This is a genomic window from Variovorax paradoxus B4 (assembly GCF_000463015.1).
Classification (GTDB): Bacteria; Pseudomonadota; Gammaproteobacteria; order Burkholderiales; family Burkholderiaceae_C; genus Variovorax; species Variovorax paradoxus_E.
The window spans coordinates 210797-225333 of the sequence record NC_022234.1 but is presented as its reverse complement, the minus strand read 5'-3'; the positions used below and the strand labels follow the sequence as shown (position 1 = coordinate 225333).

General features: G+C 65.7%; 10 protein-coding genes. 9 read left to right on the top strand and 1 reads right to left on the bottom strand.

Annotated elements, in window-relative coordinates:
* Positions 1-68: 68 nt before the first annotated feature.
* Positions 69-953, top strand: a complete 885-nt coding sequence (locus tag VAPA_RS28170; RefSeq protein WP_021003616.1) for a LysR family transcriptional regulator — start codon at positions 69-71, stop codon at positions 951-953.
* A gap of 6 nt (positions 954-959) precedes the next feature.
* Here VAPA_RS28170 and VAPA_RS28165 read toward each other — a convergent pair whose 3' ends face one another.
* Positions 960-1901 carry a LysR family transcriptional regulator gene (locus VAPA_RS28165; RefSeq protein WP_021003615.1) on the bottom strand — a complete coding sequence of 314 codons (942 nt, stop codon included), beginning with the start codon at positions 1899-1901 and terminating at the stop codon, positions 960-962.
* 112 nt (positions 1902-2013) lie between these two features.
* Here VAPA_RS28165 and VAPA_RS28160 point away from each other — a divergent pair, with 112 nt between their 5' ends.
* From VAPA_RS28160 to VAPA_RS28130, 8 genes are all read left to right on the top strand, one after another.
* Positions 2014-2952 (top strand): dihydrodipicolinate synthase family protein, encoded by a 939-nt coding sequence (locus tag VAPA_RS28160; protein WP_021003614.1) that lies wholly within the window; start codon positions 2014-2016, stop codon positions 2950-2952.
* 58 nt (positions 2953-3010) lie between these two features.
* Positions 3011-3982, top strand: coding sequence for a Bug family tripartite tricarboxylate transporter substrate binding protein (locus VAPA_RS28155; RefSeq protein WP_021003613.1), 972 nt, complete (start codon positions 3011-3013; stop codon positions 3980-3982).
* On the top strand, positions 3972-4676 hold the full coding sequence (locus VAPA_RS28150; protein WP_021003612.1) for an SDR family NAD(P)-dependent oxidoreductase: 705 nt from the start codon (positions 3972-3974) through the stop codon (positions 4674-4676). Before VAPA_RS28155 ends, VAPA_RS28150 begins: the two co-directional genes overlap by 11 nt.
* A 31-nt stretch (positions 4677-4707) precedes the next feature.
* The gene (locus VAPA_RS28145; protein WP_021003611.1) at positions 4708-5874 is read left to right on the top strand and encodes a mandelate racemase/muconate lactonizing enzyme family protein; all 1167 of its coding nucleotides are present in this window, start codon (positions 4708-4710) and stop codon (positions 5872-5874) included.
* A 260-nt stretch (positions 5875-6134) separates the two neighbouring features.
* On the top strand, positions 6135-9098 hold the full coding sequence (locus VAPA_RS28140; RefSeq protein WP_021003610.1) for a type VI secretion system Vgr family protein: 2964 nt from the start codon (positions 6135-6137) through the stop codon (positions 9096-9098).
* Between the two features lie 45 nt (positions 9099-9143).
* Complete coding sequence (locus VAPA_RS28135; protein WP_021003609.1) at positions 9144-13976, top strand: RHS repeat-associated core domain-containing protein; 4833 nt, start codon at positions 9144-9146, stop codon at positions 13974-13976.
* Positions 13977-13994: 18 nt separating this feature from the next.
* Positions 13995-14264: a DUF7710 domain-containing protein gene (locus tag VAPA_RS34160; RefSeq protein WP_080666883.1), complete on the top strand. Its 270-nt coding sequence runs from the start codon at positions 13995-13997 to the stop codon at positions 14262-14264.
* Positions 14265-14339: 75 nt separating this feature from the next.
* Positions 14340-14525 (top strand): hypothetical protein, encoded by a 186-nt coding sequence (locus VAPA_RS28130; protein WP_021003607.1) that lies wholly within the window; start codon positions 14340-14342, stop codon positions 14523-14525.
* Positions 14526-14537 lie beyond the last annotated feature (12 nt).

Genomic DNA, 14537 nt, shown 5'->3' with positions numbered 1-14537 from the left:
AAGTCTAGAAGTTGACATCGATAGCAACAAATTTAGAATTCGTATCGATCAATACAAAATTCGGATCAATGGAAATCCGCCACCTCCGCTGCCTGGTCGCCGTTGCCGAAGAGCTGCACTTCGGGCGCGCGGCACAGCGCCTGAACCTGTCGCAGCCGCCCGTGAGCCTCGCGATCAAGGAGATGGAGGAAGAACTCGGCGTCACGCTGTTCGAGCGCACCTCGCGCCGCATCGCGATCACGCGCGCGGGGGACGAAGCGCTTCGCGATGCGCGCGCCGTGCTGCTCGGCATGGACACGCTGCGCCGGCGCGCGCAGGAGGCCGCGGCCGGGCTCATGGGGTCGATCTCGATCGGCTTCATCAGCCTGCCGGCCTACTCGTTTTTGCCGCGGGTGCTGCGGCAGTTCTCGGACGAGAACGAGCGGGCCGAGATCGCGCTGTGGGAAGGCACGACCGACCAGATCATCGGCGACGTCGAATCGGGCCGGCTCGACGTGGGCCTGGTGCTGCAGCCCTCCAGCATGCCCGCCTCGCTGGGCTCGCGGCTGGTGCAGAAGGATGCGCTGATCCTCGCGATGCCCGAGGCGCATCCGCTGGCGCGGCCCGGCAGCATCGCGCTCGAGAAGTTCTCGGGCGAGCGCTTCCTGGGCTTCGAGCGGCACTTCGGGCCGCAGGTGTTCGATGCGATCGTGGCCACCTGCATGCGGCGCGGCTTCAGCCCGCGCCTGTTTCCGGCGCGCCAGATGCACACCATCGTCAGCCTGGTCTCCGGCGGGCTGGGCGTGGCGCTGGTGCCGGCCTGCGTCAAGGCGCTGCACCGCGAGGGCGTGGCATACCGCTCGCTCAAGGGCGAGAAGACCTACATCGACACCCTGGCGGTGTGGCGCAAGGCGGACGATTCGCCGCTGGTGCGCGCGCTGCTCGCGCTGTTGCCGACGCTCAGCAGCGTGTGAGGGCGCTCAGGCGCCGGGCACCGCAGCGCCGTCCTTCACCAGCTGCCACAGCGCCTCGGCCACCGGCGCCATGTGGGCCAGCTGCCGGTACAACCGGATGTCCACCGGCACCCGCCAGCCGCCCGCGCCGGCATCCACCAGCGCGCCGCCGCGCAGGTCGTCCGCCACCAGGCTCATCGGCAGCCACGCGAGGCCGCGTCCTTCGAGCGCCATGGTCCTGAGCAGCGCGGCATGGTGCGCCGTGAAGACCACCAACAGCGAAGGCGCGAAGTCCTTGCCGAACTCGCTGTCCTGGATCGCCCGCATGATCCGCCCCAGCCCCGAGGCCTCGCTGTAGGCCAGCACCGAAGGCGCCTGCCCCGTGCCCAGCGCGTGCTGCGGCAGGCCGCGCGCATCCGGCGCCGCCACCGGCACGAGCACGTCGTCGCTCAGCCGCTGCATGGGGTATTGCGCTTCGTCGAGCCGGCCGAGCGCACCCGCATGGCCGTGGCACAGCACGAACTGCACGCGTCGCTGCAGCATCAGGTCTTCGCAGGCTTGCGAACTGTCGGAGATGGTCTGGATCGGCCCCAGGCTCAGCCGCGCTTCCACGCGGCCCAGCCAGCGCGGAAAGAAGGTCAGCGACAGCACGTGCGTGGCGGCGAAGCTCAGGCTCGCCGCGGCCATGTCGTGCGCCGCGCGCGCCTTGATGCGCGCCGCCTCCAGCGCGGCCAGCACCTCCTGCAGCAGCGGCTGGAAGCGCTTGCCCGCCGCCGTGAGCGCGGCCGGGTGCGCGCTGCGGTCGAACAGGTCGACGCCCACCCATTCCTCGAGCGCGCGGATGTGGCGGCTGAAGGCCGGCTGGGCGATGGAACGCGCCTGCGCCGCGCGCGAGAAATTGCCGCTCTCGGCCAGGGCCAGGAAGTCTTCCAGCCATTCGAGGTCGAGGGGTCGGTTGCCGGGGCCCATGCGCAGTGCGAGCGATTGAATAGTTGTATGCGATTCGAGTATTGGACGGTGCATGCCCTGCCGGCCAAAGATGCGGGCATTCCTGCACCTTGAACCCCAACGGAGACACAGCATGCCTTCCATCGCGAATTATCGCGGGATCATTCCCGCCATTTCCTGCCCCTTCACCACCGACCACCGCATCGACGAACCGGCGCTGCGCAAGCTCGCCTCGTGGCTTGCGGGGCACGACGGCGTGGTGGCGGTCATGACCAACGGCCACACCGGCGAGGTGTTCTCGCTGACCCCGGCTGAACGCGCCGAAGTGACCCGCATCGTCGCCGACGAGCTGCGCGGCCGCACGCCGGTGATCTCGTCGATCGTGTGCGAGGGCCTGGCCGAAGCCGCCGAACATGCGCGCGCCGCCCAGGCCGCCGGCGCGGCCGCGCTCGACGTGATGCCGCCGCACCACTGGCTGCGCTTCGGCTTCATGCCGGGCCATGCGCTGCAGTATTTCGAGGCCATCCACCGCGCCGCGCCGGAACTCGACCTGGTCTGCCATGTGTACCCGGCCTGGACCCGCGCCTCCTACTCGTCGCAGCTGCTGGCCGAGCTGGCCCGCCTGCCCTACCTGCAGGCCTTCAAGGTCGGACAGCGCGACATGAACAAGTACGCCCGCGACATCCAGGCCATCCGCGAGGCCGATGCGTCCAAGGCCATCCTCACCTGCCATGACGAGTACCTGCTGGCTTCGATGGTGCAGGGTGTGGACGGCGCGCTGGTCGGCTTTGCCACTTTCATTCCGCAACTGATCATCGACCTGTGGAGCGCGGTCAAGGCCGGCGACCTGAAGAAGGCGATGGCGGTGCAGGCCCTGATCACGCCACTGAAGGACGCCGTGTACGGCGGCGGCGAGCCCACCGGCGAAGCGCATGCGCGCATGAAGGGCGGCATGTACCTGGCCGGCGTGCTCGACAACGCCACGGTGCGCCCGCCGACCGAGGCGCCGAAAGCGCGCGAGATGGACGCGCTGCGCGCCGCCGTGGCGCAGGCCGGGCTGTCGAAGCGCTGAGAGAACACACGGAAGGCACGCCGCCCTTCCCCCGAAAAACACAAAGGAGACAAGAGACATGCAACGCACCCATTTCCTGCGCGCCGCACTCGCGGCCTTCGCGCTCGCCGCGGCGTCCTCCGGCTTTGCACAAACACAGCCCTGGCCCACCCGCCCCGTGCGCATGGTGATCCCGTTCCCGCCCGGCGGCACGCTCGACACTGTCGGCCGCCTGCTCGCGCAGAAGCTCGGCGACCAGTTGGGCCAGCCCTTCATCGTGGAGAACCGGCCCGGCGGCAACGGCGTCATCGGCGCCGACGCGGTGTCGAAGGCGCCGGCCGACGGCTACACGCTGCTGTTCAACGCCTCGACCTTCACGACGGCGCCGATGACGATGAAGTCCGTGCCCTACGAGGTCGCCAGGGACTTCACGCCGGTGGCGCTGGTCGCCAAGGCGCCGCTGTCGGTGGCCATCAACAAGAACCTGCCGATCACCGACGTCAAGTCGCTCATTGCCTACGCCAAGGCCCATCCGGGCAAGATGACCTTCGCGGTGGGATCGATCGGCTCGGCAGGCCACCTGTCGACCGAGCTGCTCAAGCGCGCGGGCGGGCTCGACTACCTGATCGTGCCGTACAAGGGCACGGCGCCGGCCTTCCAGGACCTGATCGGCGGGCAGATCGACGGCTTCATCGACCCGATCCTGGGTTCGCTGCAGTACCACAAGAGCGGCATGCTGCGCGTGGTGGCCGTCACCTCGGCCCAGCGCGCCACCAGCCTGCCGAACGTGCCCACGGTGGGCGAGAGCATTCCAGGCTACGAGTTCTACAGCTGGTACGGCCTCTGGGGTCCGGCCAAGCTGCCGGCCGCGATCACCCAGCGGCTCAACGCCGAAGTGAACAAGGCGCTGGGCACCGACATGCGCGAGACGCTGAACGCACAGGGCCTGCTGCTCACGCCGGGCAGCGTCGACGACTTCGCGAAGTTCCAGCAGGCCGACATGGAGCGCTCGAAGAAGATCATCGTGGAGGGCAACATCCGTGTCGAATGAAGCAGCCGCCCCGCATGCCGTGGTGACGGGCAGCAGCAGCGGCATCGGCCGCGCCATTGCGCTGCATCTGCTCGAGCAGGGCTGGCGCGTGAGCGGGCTCGACCTGGCGGCGCCCACGCTGTCGCATGCAGGCTTCGCGCATGCGGCGGTCGACCTGGCGGATGCCGCGGCCATCGCGCGCGCCACGGCTGCTCTTCAGGATGCCGATGCGCTGGTGCATGCGGCCGGCGTGCTGCGCGTGGGCCCGCTCGGGCAGCTCGACCATGCGGGCGGCGAGCTGATGTGGCGCCTGCATGTCGACGCCGCCACGCGGCTGTCCGATGCGCTGGTGCCTGCGATGGCCGCGCGCGGCCGCGGCCGCGTGGTGTTCGTCGGCAGCCGCGTGGCGCACGGCATGCCCGGCCGCGGCCAGTACGCCGCCACCAAGGCGGCGCTGGTCGCGCTCGCGCGCAGCTGGGCGGCCGAGGTCGCGGAGCGCGGCGTCACCCTCAACGTGGTGTCGCCCGGCGCCACGCAGACCGCGATGCTGCAGGACCCGGCGCGCGCCGGCAGCGCGCCGCGCCTGCCGCCCATCGGCCGGCTGATCCGGCCCGCGGAAATCGCCGCGCTGGTGGCCTTTCTTCTCTCGGCGCCGGCCGCGGCCATCACCGGCCAGGACATCGCCATCTGCGGCGGTGCGTCGCTGCACCGCTGAGTTCCTCTTTTTTCCTCCAGCAACAAGCACCATGAAGATCGTCAACATCCTCGAGTCCACGCGTCCCATCAAGTCGGACATCCGCAACGCCTACATCGACTTCTCCAAGATGACCCTGAGCCTCGTGGCGGTGGTCACCGACGTGATCCGCGACGGCCGGCCGGTGGTGGGCTACGGCTTCAACTCCAACGGGCGCTACGGCCAGGGCGGGCTGATCCGCGAGCGCTTCCTGCCGCGCCTGCTCGAGGCCGAGCCCGCCTCGCTCCTCGACGAGACCGGCGACAACCTCGATCCGCACAGGATCTGGGCCCGCATGATGATCAACGAGAAGCCCGGCGGCCACGGCGAGCGCTCGGTGGCCGTGGGCACCATCGACATGGCCGTGTGGGACGCGGTCGCCAAGATCGCCGGCAAGCCGCTCTACCAGCTGCTTGCCGAACGCTACGGCAACGGCACGCCCGATCCGCGCGTGTTCGTCTATGCCGCGGGCGGCTACTACTACCCCGGCAAGGGCCTCGAAGGCCTGCAGCGCGAGATGGCCAGCCACCTCGAGCGCGGCTATTCGGTGGTCAAGATGAAGATCGGCGGCGCCACGCTCGCGCAGGACTGCGAGCGCATCGAGTCGGTGCTCACGATCCTCGACCCCGGCCAGCAGCTGGCGGTGGACGCCAACGGCCGCTTCGACCTGGCCACTGCCATCGACTACGGCCGCGCCCTCTCGCAGTACCCGCTCTTCTGGTACGAGGAAGCCGGCGACCCGCTCGACTACGAACTGCAGGCGAAGCTGGGCGAGGTGTACGCCGGCCCCATGGCCACGGGCGAGAACCTGTTCTCGATGCAGGACGCGCGCAACCTGATCCGCCACGGCGGCATGCGGCCCGACCGCGACTGGCTGCAGTTCGACTGCGCTTTGAGCTACGGCCTCGTCGAATACCTGCGCACGCTCGACATGCTGAAGGACCACGGCTGGTCGCCCTCGCGCTGCATTCCGCACGGCGGCCACCAGATGTCGCTGGCCATTGCGGCGGGCCTCGGGCTCGGCGGCAACGAGAGCTACCCCGACCTGTTCCAGCCCTACGGCGGCTTCCCCGACGGCGTGAAGGTGCAGAGCGGCTACGTCACGCTGCCGCCGCTGCCCGGCATCGGTTTTGAGGGCAAGGCCGACCTCATCGCGGAGATGCGTGCGCTCGCGGGTTAACCCGAAGGGCTTCATCGAGCCCGATTGAGCGCGGCACGTGTAGTCCGTATGGATTACATCTTTCGCCAACTGTGATCAAATAGCCCCGATCCGTGCCGAATTACCAAGGAATGACCAAAGGTCTCTTGCATAATCCGACCGTCTGATGCGTCCTGTCACACACATTGCATCCAGACAGTTGATTGGCTAGTTTCTTCTCCAGAAGAAGAAAAAGATCAGGGAGGTCACATGGACACCACGTTCCTGCAAGGTGGCGGCTCATGAAACGCCGCGTCACCATCCAGACGCCCCTGGGCGAGGCACTGCAATTTCACCGGCTGGCGGGGCGCGAAGCGCTCAGCCAGGCCTACGCCTTCGACCTGGACCTGCTGGGCAGCAGCAACGCGATCGACGCGAAGGCCCTGCTCGGCAAGCCCGCCACCGTCGTGATGGAGACCGAGAGCGGCGCCCCGCGCTACCTGGCCGGCCTCGTCACCCGCTTCGGCCTGTCGCACGAAGACGACCGCCAGGCCTTCTACAAGATGCGTCTGCGCCCGTGGCTCTGGCTCGCCACGCGCCGCTCCGACTTCCGCATCTTCCAGGACCAGACCGTGCCCGAGATCGTTGCGGCCGTGCTGGGCCGTTACGGCCATCCCCTTGAGCAGAAGCTCAGCCGCAGCTACCGCACGTGGACCTACTGCGTGCAGTACCACGAGAGCGACTTCGACTTCATCTCGCGCCTGTGCGAGCACGAAGGCATCTACTTCTGGTTCAGGCACGAGGCCGAGCAGCATGTGCTGGTCTTCGCCGACGACATCGCCAGCTCGCACGCCCCCTTGCCCGGCGGCGAGACCGTGCGCTACCACCCGCACGAGAAGGCCGGCATGACCGGCGGGCTGGAGGCCAGCGAGCGCATCTACGAATGGGCGCAGGCCGAGGAGATCCGCCCCGGCCATCACTTTCGCAACCACTACGACTTCGAGAAGCCCCAGGCCGACCTCGCCAGCCGGCGCCAGATGCCGCCGGGCCACGAGCACGACGGCTTCGAGCAGTACGAATGGCCGGGCGACTACCTGCAGCACGACGACGGCGAGACCTACGCGCGCATCCGCACCGACGAACAGCTGAGTGAGCGCAGCCGGGTCAGCGGCCGCGCCAACCTGCGCGAACTGGCCCCCGGCCACACCTTCCGCCTGCGGGACCATCCGCGCGAGGACCAGAACCGCCAGCACCTGCTGCTGGCTGTTGAGTACGACCTTCAGGAGAACCTGCAGGCCAGCGAAGGCGCGAACGCCAGCGAAGGCTCGGTGCAACGCTTCGCCTTCGAGGCCCAGCCCACCAGCTACGCCTGGCGCCCGCGCCGCACCACCCCCAAGCCGCGCACCCGCGGCCCGCAGACCGCCGTGGTGGTGGGCCCCGCCGGCGAGGAGATATGGACCGACCCCTACGGCCGCATCAAGGTCCAGTTCCACTGGGACCGCCTGGGCCAGCGCAACGAGAACTCGAGCTGCTGGCTGCGCGTGTCCACCGCCTGGGCCGGCGCCACCTTCGGCGCGGCGGCGCTGCCGCGCATCGGGCAGGAGGTGATCGTCGATTTCCTGAACGGCGACCCCGACCACCCGATCGTCACCGGCCGGGTGCACAACGCCGACGAGATGCCCGCCTGGCAACTGCCCCAGCAGAAGCAGCTCACGGGCATCCGCAGCCGCGAATTGGGCGGTGGCAAGAGCAACCACTTGGCGCTCGATGACTCGAACGGCAAGGTGCAGGCCCAGCTCAAGAGCGACCACCAGAGCACCAGCCTGAGCCTGGGCCACGTCGGGCGCATCGAGGACACGGCCGGGCGCAAGGACGACCGCGGCCAGGGCTTCGAGTTGCGCACCGATGGGCACGGCGCCATCCGCGCCGCCCGGGGCCTGCTGCTGAGCACCGAGGCCCGCCCCAACGCCCAGGGCCACATCACCGACATGCGCGAGACGCTCGCGCGGCTCACGCAGGGGCGCGACCTGCACGAGAGCCTGGCGCAGGTGGCGCAGCAGGCCAAGGCGCACGAGGCGGGCGACCAGGACGAGGTGGCCCGGGCGCTGAAGGCGCAGAACGACGCGATCAAGGGCAGCGGTGGCCCCTCGGGCCAGGGCGAGTTCCCGGAGTTCCAGGAGCCGCACCTGACCTTGGCGAGCCCCGCGGGCATCCAGGCGACGACGCAGGGCTCCACCCACATCGTGAGCGTCGAGCACACGGCCATCAGCAGCGGCGCGCACACCAGCGTGGCCACCGGCAACAGCTTCCTGGTGAGCGCCAAGGACGCCGTGCGCATGGTCGCCTTCAACCACGGCATCCGCATGGCGGCGGCCGCGGCCGACATCGACCTCACGGCGCTCAAGGACAGCATCAACGCGCTGGCCAAGCTCGACATCAAGCTGGAGGCCAGCCGGATCACCATCACCGCCAAGGAAGAAGTCCTCATCAACGGCGGCTCCAGCTACACGCGCTGGACAGCCGGCGGCGTCGAGAGCGGCACCAACGGCCTGTGGCGCGCGCATGCGGCTTCGCATTCGATGGTGGGGCCGAAGAGCGACGGACAGCCCCGGCTGCCGCAGCCGCCCCAGCTTCCGAGAGGCCAGCTCGACCTGTACCACCAGTACGTCAAGGCGGACGGCGCCATGCGGCAAGGCGTGAAGCAAGGCGACTACACGGTGGTGGACTCCGACGGGGGCACGCACACGGGCAAGCTGGACAGCAATGGGTTTGCGTCGGTGTCAGGCCTTCCCATCGGGCAGGCGAAAGTGACCTTCGGCCAGGACCCGAGCGATCCGTGGGACAAGGGCAGCTATTTCGCGAAGCCCGATCGTTGGCCCATCAAGGCCGCGAGCGCCGATGCAGGATCGGTCGGCAGCGGTGACGGCGGAGTGGGTGCACCGGGCGGCGGGCTTGGCGCTGCCGCTTCGAGCTTGATGAGCGGTGGCGCCGGTGCTCTCGGGAATCTGGGCGCAGGCTTGGGACAAGCTGGCGGCGCGCTCGGACAAGCCGGTGGCCTGATGGGGCAAGTAGGCCAGATCGCCCAGATGGCTGACACAGCCCAGCAAGCCGTTGCCGCGGTGCAAGCCGTTCAACAAGGTGGTGCGAAGGCACTGATCGGACAAGTGGCGCAGACGGCTACAGGCATGGCAACTCAGCGAGTCGCTGCGTTGGCAACCAAACTGCCCGGGGCACTGCCTGACCAGACGCCAGGATTTGCGGGCTGATTGCTGGTACTGCGTCGACAAAGAACAAATCGGGGGAATCGATAAATGGCTGATGAAGCTCCAGGGAGCGCGCAAAGCAAGGAGCGCGAGCGCCAGACAGCGGTTGCGCCGCTCAACACCATCGGACTGGAAGACATCGGCGCTGGCAAGGCAAAGATCAACGCATGGCTGCTCCGGATCAGCGACAAAAGGGTCGACCTGAACACCCTGCTGACCATCGCGGGTGGCATACCGGTGATCGGCAACATCATGGCGCTGATCGATGCCGTCTGGGACATCGTCGACATGATCACCAAGAAGCTGTACGCGGATGTGTTGCAGTGGGTGAGTCTCGCCATCAACCTGCTGGGCGTCATTCCATTTCCACCAGCCACCGGTGCGGCGCGCATGAGTCTGCGCCCGATGCTGCACTTGCTCAGGCAGGAGATCGCCAAGACCGCCGTCAATGCAGCCAAGCACGTGGTGCCCAACATCGGCGAGGCCTTCGTCAATGTTCTCATCACCCATCTGAATGACACCATCGCGGGAACGCTCGACAAGTTCGTAGCCGAGGCGGAGGGATATCTCAGCGGTTTCCTGCAGGATTGCGCGAAGAAGGTCGACGAAATAGTCGATGGCGTGATCGGTGCACTAAAAATCGCACTCGGCGAGAAGCCGCTGTTCTCAAAAACAGGAGCCGAGAAGCATCCCTACGACCCTGAAACACAGAGCACCATGTCGCGCGTGTTGGAGTGGGGTTCCGGTGTCGTCACAGACACCGCCAACCTCGCGGTCGCGACCGCAGCCGAATATGGTGTGCCCGACTTCGTCAAGGCAAAGATCCATGATGTGATCGCCAGCCTTGTCGACCTCAAGACGCTGGCGAGAGACCAGATCATGAGGCTCGCCGATGCCGGTCTTCAATACGGGATCGCGTGGATGATCGTGATCCTCAAGCAGGCTCTGCTCAAGCGCAAGGGCAAGGTCGCGGTCAACGTGGCGGCCAACAAAGGGGCCGAGGCCAGCAAGCACAATCCCGGCGGCGAATTGGGCCACATCAGTCTCCAGCCTGGCGCTACCAACTCCGGTAATTGCTGCAAACAAGGAGGGCCTGGAACCACGAGGCCCGCCGGACGATCGCGCGGCAAGACTCCGCACGCCATCAGTTTCGCCACTGGCAGCGAAAGCTTCACCCACACGGACTTCGAGCTTGCGGCTACTTTGCCCATAGCGTGGCATCGCACTTACGACAGTCACCTGGCTGCTTATGACCAGAGCAATCTCGGCGCGCGGTGGCTCAGTCCCTTCAATACGCGGATCGACGTCACCACCGCCACCAAGGGCAAGCGAAGCGGCCAGCGCAGTTTCATCTTCCATGGCGCCGATGGCCGCAGCCATGCCTATCCCGTGCTCGCGATCGGGAGCAGCCATCGCGATCCCATCGAGGAAATCACCCTCACGCGCGTGAGCCAGACGTTGCTGGTCCTTGACTTCGGCAAGCCCATGCCTGCAGGCGGGGCCAGCGATTGGCGCGAGACCTACGAGCTCGTTGACACCGTTGCCAGCAAGGTCCGCATCCAGGGCAAGCAGCACTTCCGCCTGATCGCCCAGCAGACCCGCACCGGTGCCGCCATTGGCCTGCGCTACGACCACGTCGTTGCCAGCGGCGAGCAGGTGCTCAGCGACATCGTGAGCAGGCAGGACGATGTGATCCTCGCCCACGTCGGAACCCGTCCTCACACCCAGAGCGGGTTGATCGAAAGCTTGTGGGAGATCAAGGAGGGGCAGGTCATCCGCCAGCTCGCGGCCTACACGCACGATGAAAACGGCGACCTGATCGCGGCGCAGGACGAGAACGGCGCGAGCTGGAATTACAGCTACAGCCATCACCTCGTGACCCGCTACACCGACCGCACCGGTCGCGGCATCAACCTTGAGTACGACGGGACGGACCCGCAGGCCAAAGCCGTGCGCGAATGGGCCGACGACGGCACCTTCGCCACCACGCTGGAGTGGGACAAGAACATCCGGTTGACCTACGTCACCGACGCTCTCGGGCAAGAGACCTGGTACTACTACGACATCCTGGGCTACACCTACCGCATCATCCATCCGGACAAGCGCGAGGAATGGTTCTATCGGGACGAGGCGAAGAACGTCACGCGGCACATCCATCCCGACGGCAGTACAGACGACTACCGCTACGACGCCAATGGCAACCTGCAGACGCACATTCGCACTGATGGAAGCCAGGTCCACTTCGAGTATGACGCGCTCAATCACGCAACAGGTTGGCGCGATGCTGAAGGCGGCGTGTGGCGCCGCGCGCTCAATGTGCAGGGCCTGATCACCGAGGAAATCGATCCGCTGGGCCACAAGACCGAGTACGCCTACGATGAAGCAGGGCGCCCTATCAAGATCATTGATGCCAAGGGAGGCGTCAAGGCGCTGGCCTACACGCCCACGGGTCAGGTCACCAGCTACACCGACTGTTCGGGCAAGACGAGCCGCTGGGCTTACGACGAACGCGGCCGGCTAATCAGAGCCACGGACGCTGCGGGTCACATCACACTCTACCGCTACACCGAACTGAGCCACGCCACGCTCGCCGCCGCGCAAGGCGGCGCCAATCATCCCGGTCAACTGGAGGAAGTCACCCTGCCTGACAGAAGCCGGGAGCATTTCGTGTATGACGCCGAAGGTCGACTGCTTGCACACACCGATGCGCTGGCGCGCCGATCCCGCTACGACTACACCAGATCAGGATTGGTCGCTGGGCGCACCGATGCAGCAGGCCAGAGGCTCCAGTACCAATGGGACCTCTTGGGACGTCTCACTCAACTGCGCAACGAAAACGGGAGCCGATATACCCTGGATTACGACCCCGTCGGCAAATTGCTCTCGGAAACAGGCTTCGACGGCAAGTCCACCGAATACCGCTACGAAGAAACTACCGGCACATTGGCCGAGGTTGTCGATGGTGGTGTGATCACGCAGTACGAATTCGACCCGCTGGGACGATTGAGCGAGCGTCGTGCGAATGGTCAGGTTGAGAGCTTTGTGTATGACCAGAACGGTCTTCTGGTCGAGGCACGCAACGAAGACGCGAAGCTCCAACGGTTCCATGACGCCGCAGGCAATCTGACGCGCGAGCATCAGCACGACCTAGCCAGTCGCCAGACTGCCATCTGGCGCCATGGCTACGACGAACTCAACCAGCGTGTAGCAACCATCCGGCCCGATGGTCATAGCATCCAATGGCTCAGCTACGGTTCCGGCCATCTGCACGGCTTGCTGGTCGATGGGCAGGATATCCTGGGTTTCGAACGCGACGACCTCCATCAAGAAATCCTGCGCGAGCAGGGCAACGGACTGGCGCAGAGCCAGAGCCATGATGCGATGGGCCGACTGCTCGAGCAACGCATCTCGCGGACGCAGCTACCCCCCGGTGCCAATGCTGGTGTATCGGCGGGCACACTCAACGTCCTGCGAGGCTATGCCTACGACGCAGCCGGCCAGCTTGTCGGTATTCATGACAGTCGCCGAGGCAACCTCAGCTACCGTTACGACCCCGTAGGACGTTTGCTGGAGGCACATAGCAGGCTCGGGCGCGAAACTTTCGCCTTCGATCCTGCCGGCAACATCGGCGGTGCGACCCAACCCGGCGCGCAACCCGATGGCCTTGCCACGAACCGCATCACGACGCGCGTGGCTGTCAGACTTGATCATCAAGGCCGCAATCTGGCCGGTCGGCTGATGGACAACCTGCTGAAGAACTATGCTGGCGTTCACTACAAATGGGATGCGCGCGGCAATCTTGTCGAACACACGAAGAACGGGAAAAAGACAAGCTTCACCTGGGACGCTTTCGGCCGCATGCGCAGCGCCCGCACCGATGACCAGATCACCACGTTTCGCTACGACCCGCTGGGCCGGCGCATCGGCAAAGAGAACGATTCAAGCCAGATCCTCTTCGGCTGGGACGGCGACACGCTGGCCTACGAGAGCAGCAGCCTCGGCGAAGGCTGGGCGCGCGGCCAGACCGTCCACTATGTCCACGAGCGCGATAGCTTCGTGCCGCTCGTCCAGATTCGCAGGCCGGGCAGCATGCGGCTGACACCGACCACCGATGTGAAGGCACTGACGGCTGATAACGGGGGACGCTACGACATCGAACTTGACCCATTGTGGAACGAGGGCTTGCGCGAAGAAGAGCCGCCACGCCCCTTCGCGAAGGAAGAGATTGCGTTCTACCAATGCGACCACCTGGGCACGCCGCAGGAGTTGACGGACCACGAGGGCAGCATCGCCTGGTCGGCCAGCTACAGGGCCTGGGGCGAGGCGAAGGAAGCCATCAGCGAGGCGGGCAGAAAGGCTGGTTTCAGGAATCCGATCCGATTCCAAGGGCAGTACTTTGATGAAGAGACCGGGCTGCATTACAACCGGCATCGCTACTACGATCCTGGCAGCGGCCGGTTTGTGTCCAGAGACCCGATCAAGCTTGCAGGTGGCGTCAACCTGCATGCGTATGCGCCGAATCCGATTGAGTGGATTGACCCTTTGGGGCTCAGCAAAAAGAAAGAGCGATGCCAAACAAGAAAGAATTCGACGGAGCCGGCATTGCCCGAAAAAGTAATTGCATCGGATGGAAATTTGAGACTCGAACACTACGTTCGCAGTGGCGATCATGCTCCCGCTCATTTCCATCTACGCGGAGAAGGTGGACTGAATATTCCAGTCGGGCAAAATGGAAACCCGCTCGATAGCAAAACGAAGTTGACAGCTGCCCAGCAGGCATTCATCGATGGCAATAAGTCGAAATTGAGATCCAGCGTCGACAGAATACAGCGCTGGCATAGGTATCAAAATCTTCCAAATGATTGCAATTGCTGCGATTAATAAATTTTGAGGAATTAAATGAGAGAAGTTTGGGTATTCAATGGTGTTGGGGGTCGTTTTCCATCGGCCATCTTTGAAAGCAAAATGGAGGCTGAAGACTGGATTAAAAATGGCAAATTGTCCGGCGTCCTGACAAAATATCCGGTGGGAATATCTGTTTATCAATGGGCTATCGACAATGAAAATTTCAAAGTCAAGAGCGAGCGGGATTGTTCGCCAGAATTTATTCAAAAATTCTCTTCTGCTGCTCAAGAGCACATGCATTACGAGAACGGTTCGTCGGACTAGAAAACCCGGCCTGACCGAGGCGGGGCGAGACCCCGCCTTCTGAGCCCAAAAACCGCGCAGCAGGCCGTCGGCGCCGTGCAGGCCATCCAGCAAGGCGGCGCCAAGGCATTGCGGGGCCAGGTCGGCCAGGCGGCCAGCGGCATGGCCGCGCAGACCGTGGGCGCCATGGTGCCCAAGCTGCCCGCGTCGCTGCCTTCGATGCCATCGCTGAAGTCCCTGGCCACGCCGCCGGGCGGCCAGACGCCGGGCTTCGCGGGCTGATCGCCGGCACCG

Excerpts from the sequence above, each read along its gene's own strand:
- VAPA_RS28170 (WP_021003616.1), top strand. The coding sequence starts at position 69 with ATGGAAATCCGCCACCTCCGCTGCCTGGTCGCCGTTGCCGAAGAGCTG.
- VAPA_RS28155 (WP_021003613.1), top strand. The coding sequence starts at position 3,011 with ATGCAACGCACCCATTTCCTGCGCGCCGCACTCGCGGCCTTCGCGCTC.
- VAPA_RS28135 (WP_021003609.1), top strand. The coding sequence starts at position 9,144 with ATGGCTGATGAAGCTCCAGGGAGCGCGCAAAGCAAGGAGCGCGAGCGC.
- VAPA_RS28145 (WP_021003611.1), top strand. The coding sequence starts at position 4,708 with ATGAAGATCGTCAACATCCTCGAGTCCACGCGTCCCATCAAGTCGGAC.
- VAPA_RS28140 (WP_021003610.1), top strand. The coding sequence starts at position 6,135 with ATGAAACGCCGCGTCACCATCCAGACGCCCCTGGGCGAGGCACTGCAA.
- VAPA_RS28160 (WP_021003614.1), top strand. The coding sequence starts at position 2,014 with ATGCCTTCCATCGCGAATTATCGCGGGATCATTCCCGCCATTTCCTGC.
- VAPA_RS28165 (WP_021003615.1), bottom strand. The coding sequence starts at position 1,901 with ATGGGCCCCGGCAACCGACCCCTCGACCTCGAATGGCTGGAAGACTTC.
- VAPA_RS34160 (WP_080666883.1), top strand. The coding sequence starts at position 13,995 with ATGAGAGAAGTTTGGGTATTCAATGGTGTTGGGGGTCGTTTTCCATCG.